Here is a 16,012-nt window from a genome sequence, read left to right as displayed (position 1 = left end):
GAGGAACTTGTTAAATGAAACCACATGAAAGAATGGAGTTCGAATTGGCTGCTGATTCGCTGACGAAGGCTTTACCAGCATTACTAGGCGCATATGGAGCAGTAGCAAAAGCTCACAGAGCGTACTTCTTGGAACTTGTTAAATCAGGCTTTTCGGAGTCGCAGGCACTTCACATCGTTGCCACGCAAGGCGTTCTGGGTGGTCTCAACGGTGAAAATAACAAATAACGCCCCTGGCTGCAACCGGGGACGTTAGTCAAACACTTATTCAAAAATTCACGGTCACTATAACACAAAAATCAGGAGGCTGTAAAGATGCTGCATATCAAACGGATTAAAATCACGGATTGGCTAGGGATCAGCGAACTAGAAGTATCTCCCGGCAAAATAAATAAAGTTGATGGTGACTCAGGCGCCGGAAAAACAAGTTTGATAGAGGCGCTGGAAAAGGCACTGACCAATAATAGTCGGCGTACAGAAGTTATCAGCCACGGACATGAAGAGGCTGAATTGTTTGTAGAGCTGACGGACGGTCTCCAGATCACCCGCAAGGTTAGATCGGAAAAGGCGGACTATCTCAAGGTTAAGCATGATAGCAAGGCAGTTAGCAGCACAGAAGCTTTCCTACGCAAGCTGATTAATGGTGATATTTTCCGACCGATTGAGTTTGTACAGAAAGATGCTAAAGAGCAGACCAAAATTATTCTCAACATGCTGCAAATTGATTGGACAGTTGAAGATATCAAATCATGGTTTGGAGAACTACCTGAGGCGGACTATCAGCTTCATATCCTGCAAATCCTGCAGCAGATCGAATCAGCATATTTCGAAGAACGTTCCAGCATTAACCGTGAGATCAATCTATTACGAGCAAACATCGAAGGGATTAAGCGAGACCTTCCGCCGAACTATGATGGCGAAGAGTGGCGTGGGGTTGACCTGCAGAAGCTTTACCGCAAACTGTCCGATGCTCAGGAATCCAATAAGAAGTTGGAAGAGGCGAAGACATTAATTGATGGATTGACGTTGCGAATAGAGGACATAAAGCAGCGCTCTGCTAACGCTACAGAAGAAAAGGTTCTAGGTTATCGGAGACAACGCGACACACTGCAAGACAGCATCAAGCGGTTAGAGGAGCGTATCGAGCAGGATCAAAAGATCATTGACGATGCTGACCGCCGAATCGCAGATGCGTCCCTGCAATTGGACAACGAAATGGAGCAGGCGATTGAACGCCTCAAACTTCAATATCAACAGAAAAAACTCAACGTCCGGGAAGATGTCCAACGTGAGGTTGAACTGAATAAGGGATATGTCAGCGAGCACCGCCAATTGATCGCAGAAAAGTCTTCTTCACTTAATAATATCGCGGAGCATGAGCGCAAGGATCTGGAGAAGATCAAAGATCACGAAGCCAGCCTAATTTCGGCAGAGAAAGCGAAGTCAGGCGATGCTGAGCAAGTGATTGCAGATGTTGAATGGATTGACCCAGAGCCGTTACAAGCTGCTGCTCATAAAGCGGCTGAGATGAAAGAGTATCTTCGAGAGTGGGAACGGATGAGCGATATCATTCGTGAAAAGTTGTCTCCGAAAGAAGCGCGGTCCGCTGACCTAACTTCAAAGATTGAGAAGGCGCGCGAGCTGCCGAAAGAATTGCTTAAGACAGCTGCGCTGCCAGTGGATGGATTGACTGTAGATGATAAAGGACGTATCCGGATTGATGGCACACTTATCGATGGATTATCTGAAGGGGAGGCGCTGGACTTCGCATTTAAGCTTGCTAAGGCTCAGTCAGGTCCGCTAAAGGTAATCTGCATTGATGGTTATCAAAACCTTGGAAGCAAGCAACAATCGATTTTGGAGAACGCTCAACACGATGATTACCAATACTTCTTGCTCTCCACAGTTGAGGGCAAAGATCTGAATATCGAAATTGTGGAGGGATAAGGAATGTCAAACACTCAGTTACTTGCGATTAATGACAAGCTAATAAAAATGATCGAGGACAAACAAGATGCAATGCCCAAAAATTTCAATAAGACTCGCTTTATTCAAAACAGCATGGCTGTTCTTCAGGACACTGACAACATTGACAAATGCGATGCCAGCAGTGTTGCAAGAACCTTACTGAAGGGTGCCTTCCTTGGGTTGGATTTCATGAACAAAGAGTGCTATCCCATCATTTACGGCGGGAAATGCACATTTCAAACGGACTATAAAGGCGAAATTAAGCTTGCTCAGAAATACAGCGTTCGTCCAGTTTTGAACATCTATGCTGAACTTGTACGTGAAGGGGATTTTTTCCTCAAAGAAGTTAAAGACGGTCAGCGTACTATCCAGCATCGTCCTCCAGAGGGATTCAATAATGGAAAGGTAATCGGGGCTTATGCTGTTGTCTTGTATAAAGATGGTGGGATGGATTGCGACTCCATGAGTGTGGACGAGATTGAAGCAACCAGAAAGAACTATTCTAAGCAAGCTAATGGTCCGTCATGGACAAAGAGTCCTGGGGAGATGCAGAAAAAGACTGTACTCCGGAGGCTCTGCAAAAACATTCAACTCGACTTTGATACCATCGAAGCAAAACAAGCCTTCGAAGATGGCGGTGACTTTGATTACAACAAAGAAACACGCCCAGCACAGGAAAGCCCACTGAATCCTAAATCAACTGTGATCGACGCAGAGTTTACAGAGGTCGGGGAGGGCGCGACTGATGGAACTGAATAAATCAAACTATTTCAGCCAAGAAGCCAACCGTCACTATATGAGCGTGAGCCAGTTCAAGAGCTTCCTTCCCTCCTATGGGGGTTGTGAGGCTCAGGCAATGGCAAAGATCAGCGGCGAATATGTACAACCTTCTGTCACAGCTTTTATGGAAGGGCATTATGTCCATGCGTGGAATGAGGGTACTCTGGCAGAATTCAAAGCTGAAAATCCAGAGTTGTACAGCAGCCGTGGTCCGACAGCCGGGCAGCTTAAATCAAACTTTCAACACTGCAATAAAATGATCGAGGTCCTAGAGAATGATCCTTTGGTAATGAAGGCATTGGCTGGAAAGAAAGAGGTCATAATGACCACGGAAATGTTCGGTATCCCTTGGAAGGTCATGCTGGACAGTTACCAACCTGAACATAAAATATTCGCTGATTTAAAAACCATGAAAGAGATGGACGGGAAGTTTTGGAACCGCGAGGCTCAGGCTTATGAGAACTTCCTTGATCACTACGGCTACATCATTCAGATGTCTGTATATGCCGAGGTTGAACGGAAAGTATCTGGACGCAAAGAAGAGGATTGGTTGCTGCCTCACATGGTTGTTGTAACCAAGCAAGACCCACCGGATCATGAAATCCTTTATTTCGATTATGATGCAATCGCTGCTCACTTGCGGATTGTTGGAAATCACATTGAAAGAGTGAAGGAAGTTAAGTCAGGGAAGGTAGAACCGGTACGCTGCGAAAAGTGCGAGTACTGCCGTCAAACGAAGAAGATTAGTCGCATCAAACACTTTCAAGAATTGAGCCTGTACTAATGAGCGCCTTCGGTTTCCACCCGGTGCCGAAGCCAGCGAATAAACGTAATAAGCCCACAGCCAAACAACGTGGAGCAATTAGCAACGAGGTCTACAACGCAGCTATGGAGCGATCAGGTGGACGCTGTGAGCGTTGTGGAAGCATCAAAGGCTTACAGTGTGCCCATCTTATCAGGCGCTGGCAGATCGACGGTAAAACGACGGTGAAAGATGTGGCAATGCTCTGCGGTCCTAGTGTCAATACTGGGACCTGCCACAACTGGATTGATTACACGAAGGATGGAAAACAGTGGGCGGTAGATTTTAGGGATCAGCTCTATGAGCAATGAACCCGCCGTACAAGTAGAGATACACGTCCTCAGTCCAGATTGCAAGGTGTGTGGTCAAGAGATTAATCCAGAACGAGAGGTATACATTGGACGCACTCGGGTATGTCCTCGCTGCTATGGTGAGCTGACAAGCGGTAGAGATCGCAAGGATCGGAAATATAGAATCAAAAAACGATGAAATTGAGGTGTGGCTAATGTCAACAGAGTTACTAGCAAGAACATACAAGATGATTGAGTGTCTAGCAGAAGCTGCTCGGACAATCCAAGAACAGGACAAGGTGATCAAACGAGTTAAAGAAGAAAATGAAAAGCTTCGTAACGGTGAGTATGCAGTGAATTATGCCCCGCATTATATCGGAGCGCTTAAGGAACGTAATCAGCAGCTAGAGTGGGAACTTGAGGCTTGGCGTAACTGCAAGAAAGTACAACTACCAAAGGAAGTGGCTGCTGAACTTGATGAATTAATCATTAAAGGGATATCAAACGCAGCTATAGCGAGTAGGTTTTTCACGGCAAGTGATGCAGACAAAGAACGTTATGGAGTGAGTAAACTTATCGATTGGTCCGAACGTGGTCTAACAGAGCAAGGAAAAATTAGAGTAATGATTTTTCTATCAGCTTTAGTCAACGGATACACCGAAGAACGAGAGTCGGAGAAGGATGTTCCATCGAATATCCGAACAGAGGTAACTGAAATTATTAAGTACTGGATGGGCACACCTCCTGTAGCAGACGAGGGAAACGACGCTGAACGTTTGACTGAATGGATCTTTGATCACTTTCAGCGGCACGGGGATGACAAATTGCCCTTTTAAAGTAAAGCAGGTGAGGTAATGGACGGGCCGCAACTTGAAGATGGTTATACCCGTGTAGCCAATGAAATATTGGAGCAGGTGGCTCAACGAAAGTTCAATGCCACACAACTAAGAATTATCATGATCGTCTGGCGGTACACCTACGGTTATCGCCGGAAAGACCATGACTTCGCACTAACATTCTTGCAACAGCTCACTTGCCTCTCTGCCAGCACTGTTAAAAGGGAGGTAGGGCTGCTCATTAAATCAAAAGTAATTCTTGTTACTCAAAAAGAAACGAGTGTAATGCCTAGACGGCTATCATTCAATAAACATTATGAACAATGGACTATTCAGAAAAGCGGTGATGAAATGGATTGTGAAAATGACTTGTTTACGTCAGCCGAGGGTTCAGATCTGACCCCTCAAGAATCACTTAATAATGAAATCCGAGGTATCAGATCTAGTACCCCCGAGGTATCAGATCTGACCCCTCAAGTAGAGGTTTCGAGGTATCAGATCCGACCCCCATTAAAAGAAATAAAGATCTTAAAGAAAAGTATTAAAGAAAATATAGCGATGTTTGATGATTTCTATAATAACTACCCTAGAAAGATATCGAAAGAAGCTGCAAAAAAGGCATGGGAAAAGTTGTGCAAGATAGAGGACTTTGATCCGGATACTGCTATTCACAATACAGCCAATTTTGCTGAGACCTGTAAACTGGTTCAAACAGATAAGAAATACATTCCTCATCCTTCAACCTTTCTAAACCAGAAACGCTATAAAGATTATCCGGTGGTAGATCCGGAAGGAATGCTGAAGCCAGCAGTAACAGAAAACCAAAATACAGGCGATGTAATAGACCGCGCTATGCAGAGGGAGTTGATGAACATTGGATCGGGTCGGCGTGACAGCAATTCTGAAATATCTCCGCTCGGCATACCGGAGCTTTGTGATTAATGACAACGAGATAGATGCAGTTATATCCACCTGGCAGGACATTCTTCAGGACATTCCTAATGAAGTGGCTTATGCAACTGTAAGGAATCTTTGTAGGGTGAGACCTAAGTTTGCTCCTGATCCAGCAGATATTTATCTCGCATGCACTGAACACAAAGCAGAGATGACCATTTACCAGGCTCAACGGCTGGAGCAGGAGCAGAGAGTCTTGGAACTTCAAGAGTATCATGAGACAGAAAAGGTAGGTCCACCACCGGACTTCATTCAGAAAAAGATCGATGCTATTTACAGAACGAAGGTGAAGACAGATGAATCTTGATGCTGAACGAGCGCTACTAGGTTCACTACTAAAGGATCACACCTTGATGGATGATTGTTTTCTTGTGCCTGCTGACTTCACTGAAGAGGAAGAGGATAACCGACTCCTTTTCAAGGTTCTGCAATATGCAAAGGAACATTCGGACGAAGCAGCTAACCCATTTGATCCTGTTGTACTTGTATCCAAATGGGGAGCAAGACTGCAGCGGATTGGAGGGCTTACACGCCTCATGGCTCTACGTGATTCTGTCCCTAGTACAGACAGTTTCACTTATTACCAGCGGGCAGTCCGTACCGATCGTATTCAGCAGGAATTGGCAGAGTTAGGGCGGCAAATTGCAACAAACGGTGGCGGTGACATCGCTGAGCTTAAAGCCAAGATGGAGCAGTTAGAGGAGTTGCAGCAAGGAGACAGTGACGGCGGGCTTGTCCATATGGCTACGTTGCTGGAAGGACATGAAAAAGTTATAGCTAAACGTGCCAACAGTGGTGGTATAACCGGGGCGAAAGCAGCCAGTGAAGATTTCACCCAATTGAGTAAAGGGCATCAAATTGGTGACTTGGAGATTCTGGCAGGCCGCCCTTCAATGGGAAAGACACTCTACATGGCAAATGATGTGGACGCAGTAACGTCATCTGGGTGGGGGGATGCAGTCTTCTCATTGGAGATGGGTGGAATGGAGATTGTTGAACAGATTGCATCATGTATCGGAGGAATAAAAAGAGACCGCATAGCATCGGGGCAGATGTCTGATAACGACTGGCTTCGGTATGGGGATGCCTTAGAGATTATCGCCGGGCGGTTGTTGTATATCGATGATCGTTCAGGAGCGACTGTAGAGTACATTCGCCGACAAGTGAAGTCATTGAAAAAGAAACATCCCGGCAAGTGCTGGGTGATCCATATCGACTTTTTACAGTTCATCCAAACAGAAAAAAACTTTGAAAACACCAAAGAACGTATTGGATACATTACGAAGTATCTGAAGCGAATGGCACGGCAGTTACAGGTCTGCGTTGTCTGCTTATCGGCAGTAGGGCGGAGTTGTGAGCAGCGTCCAGATAAGCGGCCGTTGATGTCAGACTTACGTGACTCCGGGGACATTGAATCAGATGCTGATGTTGTGACATTCATCTATCGAGATGACTATTACTATCCGGAAAGTCCTAAAAAAGGATTCGCTGAGATCATCGTTGCAAAGGGCAGAAAGATTGGGACAGGCACATTTGATATGGCCTTCGTACCGAGTATCAGTCGTTTTGTGAACTTGGACAAGGATCAAAAATACAAGCTCGCTGAGAAGGTGAGAGAGCATGAGCAGCAAAGGAAGAATCGAAGATGATGCAGCCTATGAAAATACGCTTGCATGGATGGTAGAGAAGGCGGAACTGTTGGATGATCCTTTAACGCTGGCAGTGGAAGAACGCAACAAACTGCAACGAATCTATGACTTTGTAGAGCAACGTGTCCTTGAGTACAACCGTGGGCAGATGCTGCTAGCGGACCCGGGACGCCTCAAGCTATACAAGGCTGCAGGGGTTGCGTATCAAGAATTCAAATAGGGGGGATGGAAGATGGAAGAATGCAGATGTCCTAATTGCAATTCAGCAGCCACACATACATGGGCGCTAGTGCCATTGTGTCAAGAACACTTTGAAGCAGTGAAACAAGAAACACACCTTTACTATAAAAAGCGAATCGCATATTCTGCACGATTAACATATATGAGCATCAGTTTCTTGATTCCTTGGAGTCGGAAGGAGTGGGGGCATGCGATTCGTAGGGATTGACCCCGCCACTCAAACAGCCGTTGTTGCTCTTGATGAAGATGGAAATCCAGTTCTTGAAGTGACCTTTCGAGGAAAAGGAAAGGATGTCAAAGGTGGTATATCTCCAGAACAACGCATGTCGCTTGAGAACCAGCTTTATAACGTTCTAAAACCCGAGGATGTAATTCTGAAGGAAGGGGTAGCGAACGGCTCTCAAATGCTCATAACCACTGCTAAAATACACGGTGGGCTGGAAGGGATGATTACCCGGAAGGGGTTAACCTTTGAGGAGATAGCTCCACTAGCGGTGAAAAAATATGTGGATGTCCAAAGCTGGATAGGGGAACCGGGATCGAAGGTATTGCTCAAAGGCAAAGCCAAAAAGGAAGCAATGGCTGTCGCAGCCCTGAAGCACTTCGGATACGAGAATCCCAGTCATGACATTGTAGATGCCTATATTATCGCAAAGATATGTGAGGCGATATATAGGGTGCGGAACGGAAGACCAATGGACTCATACCCTCTTTACCAACATGAAGTGATCTGGTCCATCATTGATCCAGAGGCATACAAGGAGTACGAAATAACGAAAAAGAAGAAACCCAAAAAAACGAACACACGCCCAGGGAAGCCTGCGGCGGCGGGCAGTCACACCCATTTGAAGGAACAACAGTTCTTATTTTAGGGAGGTGCGGGGTGAACTGGAAAAAAGCAACGCTTGGACAGCTTTATGAGATTGCCTATAACGATGACGGAGCTGCACCAATTTACAAAAGTAGTGCTCTTGCTGAGATTCAGCGGAGACGTAAAAGACCTATGAGCAAGGTCAATCACAAGATCAAGGCGGTGTATCCAAGATGAGAGAAATCATCGTTGATAACTTCGCAGGTGGCGGAGGTGCTTCCACAGGGATTGAGCTTGCAACTGGACGCTCAGTGGACATAGCGATTAACCACGATCCAGCAGCTATAGCCATGCACCGTGCGAATCATCCAGAAACTGAACATTACTGTGAATCTGTGTGGGACGTTGATCCCCGAGAAATTGCAGCAGGTCGTCCAGTAGGATTGGTTTGGCTATCACCCGACTGCAAGCACTTCAGTAAAGCCAAGGGTGGAAAACCTGTAGAAAAGACCATTCGAGGGCTTGCATGGATCGCAGTAAGATGGGCAGCTACGGTACGTCCTCGGGTGATCATGTTGGAGAATGTTGAAGAGTTTAAAACATGGGGGCCGCTGATGAAAGACGGTTATCCCGATCCTGGTCAAAAGGGGCGGACGTTCAATTGCTTCGTCAACGCTCTACGCCGTCAAGGATATAACGTGGAATGGCGTGAACTGAGAGCATGTGATTACGGAGCGCCAACAATTCGTAAACGACTGTTTCTAATTGCTCGCCGCGATGGACGCCCGATAGTCTGGCCGGAACCCACGCACGGAGCCCCGGATAGTCAGGAAGTGTTAGCCGGCAAGCGTGCACCATGGAGAACGGCTGCTGAGATTATTGATTGGTCGCTTCCTTGCCCATCCATCTTTGAACGTAAGAAGCCATTGGCAGATAACACTTTACGTCGAATCGCTCGGGGTATTCAGAAGTTCGTAATCAATAATGCTAATCCGTTTATAGTGCGAGTGAACCATAGTGGATCTAATCATCATTATTGCGATTCTATCGAAGAACCATTTAAGACCATCACGTCAAAGAATGGTTGGGGCCTAGTAACTCCCTATATTGCTCGTATTGGTCAGACTGGATTTGGTGGTGACCGCCTGCAATATGAAGTGGAAGATCCATTAACTACAATCACTACCAAAGCAGAACACTTGCTTGTGACTCCGATTTTGGGGGTCAATACTACCGGCCATCCCGGAAGTCCACCACATGAACCACTCAGGACGATAACAACTGGAAGTCATCACATGCTGCTTAGCCCTACACTGATTCAAATGGGCTACGGAGATCCAAAAGGGCGGCGAGTCCTAGACCTCGATAAGCCAGTCGGAACCGTAACAGCTGGAGGTAATAAGTTTGCCCTTGTCGCAGCTTGCTTGATTAAGCACTATGGTGGCGGATATAAGGGACCAGGGAACGCAGTAGACGAACCGCTTTCTACAGTCACAACGGTAGATCATAATGCTATCGTTACAAGCCACATGGTCAAGTTACGGGGAACTAATATCGGACATGCAACAGATGAACCAGTTCACACAGTGACAGCTGGAGGGTTGCATATCGGAGAGGTTAGGGCCTTCCTGATTGCTTATTACGGTTCTAGCGTAGGACAGGATCTATCAGATCCCCTGCAAACGGTAGTTACTAGAGATAGATTTGGGCTAGTGACGATCTATGGTGTGGAATATCAGATAGTAGATATCGGTATGAGAATGCTTGAGCCACATGAACTATTCGCAGCTCAAGGGTTCCCATCCAACTACATCATTAATGTGGATGCCGATGGCAAACGTTATTCCAAGAGCGCACAGGTTGCCCGTTGTGGAAATGCTGTACCGCCGCCATTTGCTAAGGCACTTGTGAAAGCAAACCTACCAGAAATGTGTGTAGGATCTGGGCAGCATCTGGCTTTGGAACGTTATAGGTCTGCTGTGGGCCAGATGGAGTTTAGCCTTTAGCCAGGACCTCCAGTACCGGTACCGTTAGAGCATCCGCCTTTTAAAGGTAATTCTATTTCTCATCTTGATGTTTATAGTCAATCACCATAGGAAATGCCGAATCAATCGCTATAGTCATTGTCTCAATACCATATGGAGGATTATGAGGGCCTGTAAAAGTTTTTACTCTGACGGTTACATTGAACAAGAAGACCCCATTTCGTTCACGCTCGATTTTAATTATCTCTGCGTCATAGAGGCCATATTGCTGGGGAAATCCATAATATCCATTTACTGCGTTGCTGATAGTGGGACTCAATGCGGTGAGTAGAGCTTCCATATAAAGCAGTTCCTTGTCATTTGGGTCAGCACTTATTGTAGGAGACAGCAAAAGGCTACTTAACAATATAGCAACAGAAATCATCTTCTTCAAAAGATCAGCCTCCTTTTGTAACAGTATTTCCGCAACTAATAACTTTTACCAAAAAAGTGATAAACCATTAATTCTATAAAGAAAAACATTCGGGCATAGCCCATAAGGAGAGATAAACGAAATGGAAAAACAACCTAAGTTCAAGAAATCGGGGCTGAAACCGGAAGACCAAGTAATGATGCATTCATGCTATGAAGCTCGGAAGGAAAAATATAAGGATAAGGTTTGGACGGTGAAATCGGAGCCGTGGGATCTGTGCGGATCGGAAGTAGTGTTGCTTGAAGGTTTTAGTGGTGGGTTTGCTACTGAATATCTGAAGAAGGTAGAGGGTTAACCACCCTCTACCTACCCGAATAATAAAACATATAGTTGAGTCCAACAAAAAACAGAATTAATAGAGCAATTGTCACTATACCAAGCCAGATAAGTACCTTGCGATTCATCAATGATCACCTCATGAAATTTTCATAATTATACCATAAGGAGGCATAACCAGTATGAGTGATCAAGAACGTGAGATAAGAGTTAACTTACTGGACGGATCAGAAGTAATTATGAATACCGGTGACAGAGTGTTATTTCAGGCTTCTAGTCCTGGGGCAATTCCACTATCTATAGATCCTGAAATAATCATGGATGATGTGCTGGCTGCTCTAGAAGAGTCACAACAAGAGGGGGAACGATTAAACGAAATTTGCAAACAATTAGCCGGAGAAGAAGTGTTGTTCCAAGACGGGAAGTACGAAACTGAAATGCAGAGGGTGCAAGGCAAGTTGGTAGAGGCACAGCAGACCATAGCCCGGCACGAAGAAGCGTTAAACGGGATTATTGCTTACAGCACAGATAAAAACGCAGTAGATATTGCGAGTGAATCAATGGGATACCCAGAAGATGAAAACGAAGAAAAAAAATGCGGATATTGTACGGCCAGACCATTAGTTGATAGAAAGCCTTTAATGAAAAGTCAATTAAGTGATTATAGTGTGTTTATCAATAGTGCGAATTACTTGGAGGATAGCGTGATTGGTGGAAGTGTACCACATTCGTTATACGGGGTAAGGATAAAATTCTGCCCTGTATGTGGTAAGGAGTTGGTTGAGTCATGACACAGGTAAAGGATAAGACAGACCAGCAGCTTAACCGGGCGCTGGCGGAGTTGATGGGGTGGACGAATATCCAAATCGTAGAGACGGAGCGAATTTGGGCTAGAAAGCCAGATGATGGATGGTCCAAAGAATTACCTGACCATCAGTGGTCCGATTATGTGCCTGACTATGCTGGAGAGCCTGCTGCTTCTCAAGAGATACAGACAGCAGCCTGTGCCAAGAATAAGACCTTATATATCGGAAATCTTTCTTATATCATGCTCGGAAAGTCATGCCTTTATTTAGATGCTGTGAGCTTGGAACTTGCGGCAGACTTTTGTAACGCCAGCCCCCGAGAGAGGGCAGAGGCGGCATATATCACGCTATCCATTAGCAAGGAGGATTTGAATGGAACAGTGGGTTATCGTTAATTTACAAGGCGAGTATCTGAAAAAAGTAATCAATTCACTTTCAGAGGAGTATACAACCGACCTTAACGAAGCTTTGAAATTCGGCAGCAAACTTGAAGCGCAAAAAGAATGTGATGTGTTGGAGTATCCAAAACAGATTCAGTAGTATGCCATACGACGATATCAGGGAGTAGGAGTATCCCTCCTCTCCCAAAGAGTAGACAATACGGTGCAGTAGAAGGGAGAGTCGGTTTTTAAACGAAGGCATCTCTGAACGAGAAAATAAAGTCATAGACTGCTGCTGAGTTGTTGAACCAACGTTTCCCGTTAGCAAAAAAAAGTTGTTTTTTACAAGAATATAAAGATTCTACTTTAGTGAATAGTTGTTTCGAGAGCTCTGTCTAGATCATGTGATGCTTCAATAATGGCTGGCTCCAAATTACTCAGCCATTCGGAATACTCTAGACGTGATACCATGGTTGGATTCTTCCTTAGCTCCTTGCATCTCTTCAAATTATCTTTCCATCTGCCACTAAGATGTAAAAGCCCCCAATCTGCTGCTTGGCTTTTAGACAGGATAACACCTTCCTGCCACCAAGCTATAAATTTGGATGCTAACAGGAGCCAGTCAATGGAATGAAGGCTATTTCCCTTGCCAAACTTCCGCATGCACTTGGTATATTCTTTAAAAAAGAGAATGAACTCATCCTTCGAGTAAGATGGAATATTGTCTAGATGGGACTCACCATACAACAAGATACTCTGCTCCTTGATCGTGTACAGGGTGAACAGGTCTAATTGATTTTCTGTCCAGATGGTTTCGCGCTTTGTTCCCCACCATAAGCCACTGCCCTTTTCTCCACTCAGCATATTAATCGTGAGAAAGGCGCCCTCAAGCATATCAGTATAGAGGTTGGGGATCTGTCTATCGACGGATCTTCTAAGAAGGGATGATCTATAATTGGATCTTTGTTTTCTTAAAAGTTCGATTTCATTTTGGCTTAGGTCCTCACCAATTACGACGAGAAAATCCAAATCCCCGTATCCCGGGGATAAATCATTGTGGATGGCCGAACCGTAAAGGTAAATGCTTCGCAACTTTCTATTAAGAATGGCTCGGATATTTTCGACAAACATGGACAAGGTTCGCTCAAGTATTTCGTCTTCAAATGATTGGATCAACATTAAGATCGCTCCATTATGAATTTTTATTTTTAGATTTTTCTAAACACTATAATACCATATATTTCAATCTATCTATCTTCTGCCCTAGTTAGCCAAGGTTGCCAGATGGATCCGCGGCAGCTGGTCTTGGTTATTACCATAACTATATCTATTCTGCCCGCTAGCTTAATAAAGCTTTTTCATCAAGAGTCATAGTAATTGTTGCGCAGTACGAAAATACAGGGACAGAGAGGGTATACAGCCCTCCTCTCCCAAAGGAGGTTATAAACGTGAACTCCATATCAGATTTACTCGGAAAAACAGTAGTTGATATAACACAGGTTCTGAATGACGAACTGATATTCAAGACTAACTGTGGCAGAGCATACAAAATGTATCACTACCAGGATTGTTGTGAATGCGTTGAGATTGAAGAAATTATCGGTAATCTTGCCGACTTGATTAATTCGCCAATCCTTATGGCAGAGGAAGTATCGCAAGACGACGATAATGCCAGCGAAAGTGGAACGTGGACGTTCTACAAACTTGCCACACTTCAGGGATATGTGACGATTAGATGGTACGGACAATCCAACGGATACTATTCGGAAAGCGTTGATCTCAAAGAAATCGCATTGCGGGAGGAAGCCCAATGACACAAACACCACAACACCCGCCGATGACCTATGAACAGTTAAAACAATCGCATGACGAATGGAGAATGCTTGCCATGCACAATTATGGTGTAGCAAAGGCAGCAGAGGAACGGGAACAACAATTGAAAGAAGCTGTAGTAGAATTGCTAACCAGTCTTGAAGACAACACTCCGAATGAACTTAGTGAAGAGATACGAATTAAAGAACTGTTACGCACCCTTTACCCAGATACCCCAGCACCCAAGGAGGGCAACTCATGAACTTAGTGAAATTAAAAGACGTGATAGAGACCTTGGATAATCTCAAGGACAGCTACAATGATTTGCGTTTGTTGATAGCTGACCAAGTTAGAGACAAGCAAATCGATGAAGCGAAAAATAACTTTGAGAAGTTGGAGAGATTAGGGAAAGCAATAGAGCAAATGGAGAACTTGAATGTCCAAGTGAGGCAAATGGAATTCGCAGGGTAGGCTGTACTGAACTTATAAAACCCAAATTTGAGAGGAGCAATTATAAATGAAAATTCAAATCGCAGCGCACTTCAATAAGCAAACGAAGGATTCCAAAAAGGAGCTTGTACAGTTCCACGTAAAGGGTGATGACGAGAAGAAGCCTGAGCTTAACGCAATGACGAGATCGGTGGTTGTGTTGAGTATAGACGGTGTAGAACAGGCATTGACTACAGAGTTCAGTAAGAGTACGAAGGATGCGAAGAAGACAGTACTGGAGTTCATTGTCAAGGGTGACACATCCTCTGAAAACTCCTATGAGTTCTATCGGAAGGCTGGATCAGATGTGGTCTTGGAAATCGCTGAATCTCAAATGAGCATTGAAGAGTTCCGAGGTGAAGACGATGAAGAGGATCGTGAGGAGCCAAGAGAAGGCGTACGAGGCAAGGTTAATCTAGACGGTACGATTGAATTGGATGATAAGAACCAACTCACTATAGAAGAGATTGCTGCATTAGAGGCAGAAGCAGCTAAACAGGCAGAAGGAGAAGGCGGTCCAGTAATTCCTGAGAATAAAGACGATCTGCCGTTCTAAGATGATATACGCCCCGGCTTCTGTCGGGGGATTCTTTACAAAGGGGTGATTGCCCAGTGCAACAGAGCTTTTTACCAGAGATAGACCGGGAACAGACACAGGCTGCTGTAGAGGCGGCGTTCGAACGATACCGCATTAATAAGTTCCTTACTTTCGAAGAACGCGAAGCAACTACAACAGCAGCTTGGTCAGCAACTCCCCGAAGTGATACAGGTACTACATCAGATCAGACGGCGAGTATAGCAATACACAACGTAGACAGCTTAGCAGCACGTAAGGAGTACTGTAAGAGAATTGAAAGTATTGTAAATAGGCTTCCACGGATGGAAAAGTTTCTGATAGAGACAAAATATATGAGTAACGATCATGACTATATCACTCACGAGAAGGTTTACACTCTCGAATTCGCTCCGCCGATCAGTTCGAGAACCTATGGCAAACTTCGTTGGAAGGCGTTTTATAAACTAGCTCTTCATTTAAACTTGATTGTGGAAAAGGAAATTGAACTCAGGAATGATGAAACATGACCAAGTACACTTAATTGTTGGTAAAGGGGGACATCCATTTGAGCATAGCCTTTAATAGGAAGGTGGTGCCTGTGAATAAAATAAAAGAAGAGAAAAAATTGACTGTTACAATGAGGTTTGTTGATGATGAAGGGAATGTCGTTTTCAATAGCATGGAGGAAGCATTCACCAAATTAAGTCAGCCTGAACGAAACAAACTTCTCGCTCGTATAATGTGGGCAACTACTGGAAAAAAACACAGGGCCTTATAGATTTAAGACCACCTTCAACAGGTGGTCTTTCTTTCGTTGATATGGTATTTCTAAATATACCTTACCCCAGCCAAAAGTAATTTTAGAAATACCTTATGTAATGCGGCATTACAGCCGCACATCAACGTT

The 16,012-nt window shown here is 44.7% G+C and carries 26 protein-coding genes; 24 read left to right on the top strand and 2 right to left on the bottom strand.

The window, feature by feature from the left end:
- Positions 1-14 precede the first annotated feature (14 nt).
- The 14 genes from MHI15_RS00125 to MHI15_RS00065 all read left to right on the top strand — a co-directional run bounded on the left by MHI15_RS00125 (position 15) and on the right by MHI15_RS00065 (position 10,335).
- On the top strand, positions 15-227 hold the full coding sequence (locus tag MHI15_RS00125; protein ID WP_076316024.1) for a hypothetical protein: 213 nt from the start codon (positions 15-17) through the stop codon (positions 225-227).
- A gap of 87 nt (positions 228-314) precedes the next feature.
- Positions 315-1,946, top strand: a complete 1,632-nt coding sequence (locus tag MHI15_RS00120; RefSeq protein ID WP_076277299.1) for an AAA family ATPase — start codon at positions 315-317, stop codon at positions 1,944-1,946.
- A 3-nt stretch (positions 1,947-1,949) separates the two neighbouring features.
- Positions 1,950-2,726, top strand: coding sequence for a RecT family recombinase (locus MHI15_RS00115; RefSeq protein ID WP_341163955.1), 777 nt, complete (start codon positions 1,950-1,952; stop codon positions 2,724-2,726).
- On the top strand, positions 2,713-3,531 hold the full coding sequence (locus MHI15_RS00110; protein WP_341163954.1) for a PD-(D/E)XK nuclease-like domain-containing protein: 819 nt from the start codon (positions 2,713-2,715) through the stop codon (positions 3,529-3,531). The genes MHI15_RS00115 and MHI15_RS00110 overlap by 14 nt, the downstream gene beginning before the upstream one ends.
- Positions 3,531-3,860, top strand: a complete 330-nt coding sequence (locus MHI15_RS00105) for a hypothetical protein (RefSeq protein ID WP_076218639.1) — start codon at positions 3,531-3,533, stop codon at positions 3,858-3,860. Before MHI15_RS00110 ends, MHI15_RS00105 begins: the two co-directional genes overlap by 1 nt.
- Positions 3,850-4,038: a TraR/DksA C4-type zinc finger protein gene (locus tag MHI15_RS30735; protein WP_445667992.1), complete on the top strand. Its 189-nt coding sequence runs from the start codon at positions 3,850-3,852 to the stop codon at positions 4,036-4,038. The genes MHI15_RS00105 and MHI15_RS30735 overlap by 11 nt, the downstream gene beginning before the upstream one ends.
- Before the next feature lie 16 nt (positions 4,039-4,054).
- Positions 4,055-4,675: a hypothetical protein gene (locus tag MHI15_RS00100; protein WP_340976849.1), complete on the top strand. Its 621-nt coding sequence runs from the start codon at positions 4,055-4,057 to the stop codon at positions 4,673-4,675.
- A gap of 18 nt (positions 4,676-4,693) precedes the next feature.
- Positions 4,694-5,617: a replication protein gene (locus tag MHI15_RS00095; RefSeq protein ID WP_340976848.1), complete on the top strand. Its 924-nt coding sequence runs from the start codon at positions 4,694-4,696 to the stop codon at positions 5,615-5,617.
- A complete protein-coding gene (locus MHI15_RS00090; protein WP_081389398.1) occupies positions 5,550-5,936 on the top strand; it encodes a replicative helicase loader/inhibitor in 387 nt (128 codons plus the stop codon). Before MHI15_RS00095 ends, MHI15_RS00090 begins: the two co-directional genes overlap by 68 nt.
- Entirely contained in the window at positions 5,926-7,278 is a 1,353-nt protein-coding gene (locus tag MHI15_RS00085) for a replicative DNA helicase (protein ID WP_341163953.1), read from the top strand. Before MHI15_RS00090 ends, MHI15_RS00085 begins: the two co-directional genes overlap by 11 nt.
- Complete coding sequence (locus MHI15_RS00080; RefSeq protein ID WP_076316016.1) at positions 7,250-7,498, top strand: hypothetical protein; 249 nt, start codon at positions 7,250-7,252, stop codon at positions 7,496-7,498. The genes MHI15_RS00085 and MHI15_RS00080 overlap by 29 nt, the downstream gene beginning before the upstream one ends.
- Before the next feature lie 208 nt (positions 7,499-7,706).
- Positions 7,707-8,390 (top strand): hypothetical protein, encoded by a 684-nt coding sequence (locus MHI15_RS00075; protein WP_076218633.1) that lies wholly within the window; start codon positions 7,707-7,709, stop codon positions 8,388-8,390.
- An 11-nt stretch (positions 8,391-8,401) separates the two neighbouring features.
- Positions 8,402-8,566 (top strand): hypothetical protein, encoded by a 165-nt coding sequence (locus MHI15_RS00070; protein ID WP_179086920.1) that lies wholly within the window; start codon positions 8,402-8,404, stop codon positions 8,564-8,566.
- Positions 8,563-10,335, top strand: a complete 1,773-nt coding sequence (locus MHI15_RS00065; protein WP_341163952.1) for a DNA cytosine methyltransferase — start codon at positions 8,563-8,565, stop codon at positions 10,333-10,335. The genes MHI15_RS00070 and MHI15_RS00065 overlap by 4 nt, the downstream gene beginning before the upstream one ends.
- A 52-nt stretch (positions 10,336-10,387) precedes the next feature.
- Here MHI15_RS00065 and MHI15_RS00060 read toward each other — a convergent pair whose 3' ends face one another.
- Positions 10,388-10,738, bottom strand: a complete 351-nt coding sequence (locus tag MHI15_RS00060) for a DUF3888 domain-containing protein (RefSeq protein ID WP_341164500.1) — start codon at positions 10,736-10,738, stop codon at positions 10,388-10,390.
- A 130-nt stretch (positions 10,739-10,868) separates the two neighbouring features.
- Here MHI15_RS00060 and MHI15_RS00055 point away from each other — a divergent pair, with 130 nt between their 5' ends.
- The 4 genes from MHI15_RS00055 (at position 10,869) to MHI15_RS00040 (ending at position 12,408) form a co-directional block, all read left to right on the top strand.
- The gene (locus tag MHI15_RS00055) at positions 10,869-11,081 is read left to right on the top strand and encodes a hypothetical protein (protein ID WP_341163951.1); all 213 of its coding nucleotides are present in this window, start codon (positions 10,869-10,871) and stop codon (positions 11,079-11,081) included.
- A 163-nt stretch (positions 11,082-11,244) separates the two neighbouring features.
- A complete protein-coding gene (locus MHI15_RS00050) occupies positions 11,245-11,853 on the top strand; it encodes a hypothetical protein (protein WP_341163950.1) in 609 nt (202 codons plus the stop codon).
- Complete coding sequence (locus MHI15_RS00045; protein WP_341163949.1) at positions 11,850-12,263, top strand: hypothetical protein; 414 nt, start codon at positions 11,850-11,852, stop codon at positions 12,261-12,263. Before MHI15_RS00050 ends, MHI15_RS00045 begins: the two co-directional genes overlap by 4 nt.
- Positions 12,241-12,408 (top strand): hypothetical protein, encoded by a 168-nt coding sequence (locus MHI15_RS00040; protein ID WP_179088780.1) that lies wholly within the window; start codon positions 12,241-12,243, stop codon positions 12,406-12,408. Before MHI15_RS00045 ends, MHI15_RS00040 begins: the two co-directional genes overlap by 23 nt.
- Before the next feature lie 206 nt (positions 12,409-12,614).
- On the opposite strand, the gene MHI15_RS00035 is transcribed toward MHI15_RS00040, so the two are convergent.
- Complete coding sequence (locus MHI15_RS00035) at positions 12,615-13,427, bottom strand: nucleotidyltransferase domain-containing protein (RefSeq protein ID WP_076277314.1); 813 nt, start codon at positions 13,425-13,427, stop codon at positions 12,615-12,617.
- A 269-nt stretch (positions 13,428-13,696) separates the two neighbouring features.
- On the opposite strand from MHI15_RS00035, the gene MHI15_RS00030 reads away from it, so the two are divergent.
- Genes MHI15_RS00030 through MHI15_RS00005 form a run of 6 tightly spaced genes read left to right on the top strand, consistent with a single transcriptional unit; the run spans position 13,697 to position 15,883 of the window.
- Entirely contained in the window at positions 13,697-14,062 is a 366-nt protein-coding gene (locus MHI15_RS00030) for a DUF7448 domain-containing protein (protein ID WP_341163948.1), read from the top strand.
- Positions 14,059-14,322 carry a hypothetical protein gene (locus MHI15_RS00025; protein WP_341163947.1) on the top strand — a complete coding sequence of 88 codons (264 nt, stop codon included), beginning with the start codon at positions 14,059-14,061 and terminating at the stop codon, positions 14,320-14,322. Before MHI15_RS00030 ends, MHI15_RS00025 begins: the two co-directional genes overlap by 4 nt.
- Positions 14,319-14,531, top strand: coding sequence for a hypothetical protein (locus tag MHI15_RS00020; RefSeq protein ID WP_341163946.1), 213 nt, complete (start codon positions 14,319-14,321; stop codon positions 14,529-14,531). The genes MHI15_RS00025 and MHI15_RS00020 overlap by 4 nt, the downstream gene beginning before the upstream one ends.
- Positions 14,532-14,577: 46 nt before the next feature.
- Positions 14,578-15,105: a hypothetical protein gene (locus MHI15_RS00015; RefSeq protein ID WP_341163945.1), complete on the top strand. Its 528-nt coding sequence runs from the start codon at positions 14,578-14,580 to the stop codon at positions 15,103-15,105.
- A gap of 56 nt (positions 15,106-15,161) precedes the next feature.
- Positions 15,162-15,632, top strand: a complete 471-nt coding sequence (locus MHI15_RS00010; RefSeq protein ID WP_076277318.1) for an ArpU family phage packaging/lysis transcriptional regulator — start codon at positions 15,162-15,164, stop codon at positions 15,630-15,632.
- A gap of 38 nt (positions 15,633-15,670) precedes the next feature.
- Positions 15,671-15,883, top strand: a complete 213-nt coding sequence (locus tag MHI15_RS00005; RefSeq protein WP_076277319.1) for a hypothetical protein — start codon at positions 15,671-15,673, stop codon at positions 15,881-15,883.
- Positions 15,884-16,012 lie beyond the last annotated feature (129 nt).

This window comes from Paenibacillus sp. FSL H7-0918 (genome assembly GCF_038007025.1).
GTDB lineage: Bacteria > Bacillota > Bacilli > Paenibacillales > Paenibacillaceae > Paenibacillus_AQ > Paenibacillus_AQ odorifer.
This window is presented reverse-complemented; position numbering and strand designations above follow the sequence as displayed.

Excerpts from the sequence above, each read along its gene's own strand:
- MHI15_RS00060 (WP_341164500.1), bottom strand. The coding sequence starts at position 10,738 with ATGATTTCTGTTGCTATATTGTTAAGTAGCCTTTTGCTGTCTCCTACA.
- MHI15_RS00020 (WP_341163946.1), top strand. The coding sequence starts at position 14,319 with ATGAACTTAGTGAAATTAAAAGACGTGATAGAGACCTTGGATAATCTC.
- MHI15_RS00045 (WP_341163949.1), top strand. The coding sequence starts at position 11,850 with ATGACACAGGTAAAGGATAAGACAGACCAGCAGCTTAACCGGGCGCTG.
- MHI15_RS00035 (WP_076277314.1), bottom strand. The coding sequence starts at position 13,427 with ATGTTGATCCAATCATTTGAAGACGAAATACTTGAGCGAACCTTGTCC.
- MHI15_RS00100 (WP_340976849.1), top strand. The coding sequence starts at position 4,055 with ATGTCAACAGAGTTACTAGCAAGAACATACAAGATGATTGAGTGTCTA.
- MHI15_RS00040 (WP_179088780.1), top strand. The coding sequence starts at position 12,241 with ATGGAACAGTGGGTTATCGTTAATTTACAAGGCGAGTATCTGAAAAAA.
- MHI15_RS00055 (WP_341163951.1), top strand. The coding sequence starts at position 10,869 with ATGGAAAAACAACCTAAGTTCAAGAAATCGGGGCTGAAACCGGAAGAC.
- MHI15_RS00025 (WP_341163947.1), top strand. The coding sequence starts at position 14,059 with ATGACACAAACACCACAACACCCGCCGATGACCTATGAACAGTTAAAA.
- MHI15_RS00015 (WP_341163945.1), top strand. The coding sequence starts at position 14,578 with ATGAAAATTCAAATCGCAGCGCACTTCAATAAGCAAACGAAGGATTCC.
- MHI15_RS00110 (WP_341163954.1), top strand. The coding sequence starts at position 2,713 with ATGGAACTGAATAAATCAAACTATTTCAGCCAAGAAGCCAACCGTCAC.
- MHI15_RS30735 (WP_445667992.1), top strand. The coding sequence starts at position 3,850 with ATGAGCAATGAACCCGCCGTACAAGTAGAGATACACGTCCTCAGTCCA.
- MHI15_RS00115 (WP_341163955.1), top strand. The coding sequence starts at position 1,950 with ATGTCAAACACTCAGTTACTTGCGATTAATGACAAGCTAATAAAAATG.
- MHI15_RS00080 (WP_076316016.1), top strand. The coding sequence starts at position 7,250 with ATGAGCAGCAAAGGAAGAATCGAAGATGATGCAGCCTATGAAAATACG.
- MHI15_RS00125 (WP_076316024.1), top strand. The coding sequence starts at position 15 with ATGAAACCACATGAAAGAATGGAGTTCGAATTGGCTGCTGATTCGCTG.
- MHI15_RS00105 (WP_076218639.1), top strand. The coding sequence starts at position 3,531 with ATGAGCGCCTTCGGTTTCCACCCGGTGCCGAAGCCAGCGAATAAACGT.
- MHI15_RS00065 (WP_341163952.1), top strand. The coding sequence starts at position 8,563 with ATGAGAGAAATCATCGTTGATAACTTCGCAGGTGGCGGAGGTGCTTCC.
- MHI15_RS00120 (WP_076277299.1), top strand. The coding sequence starts at position 315 with ATGCTGCATATCAAACGGATTAAAATCACGGATTGGCTAGGGATCAGC.
- MHI15_RS00085 (WP_341163953.1), top strand. The coding sequence starts at position 5,926 with ATGAATCTTGATGCTGAACGAGCGCTACTAGGTTCACTACTAAAGGAT.
- MHI15_RS00075 (WP_076218633.1), top strand. The coding sequence starts at position 7,707 with ATGCGATTCGTAGGGATTGACCCCGCCACTCAAACAGCCGTTGTTGCT.
- MHI15_RS00095 (WP_340976848.1), top strand. The coding sequence starts at position 4,694 with ATGGACGGGCCGCAACTTGAAGATGGTTATACCCGTGTAGCCAATGAA.
- MHI15_RS00050 (WP_341163950.1), top strand. The coding sequence starts at position 11,245 with ATGAGTGATCAAGAACGTGAGATAAGAGTTAACTTACTGGACGGATCA.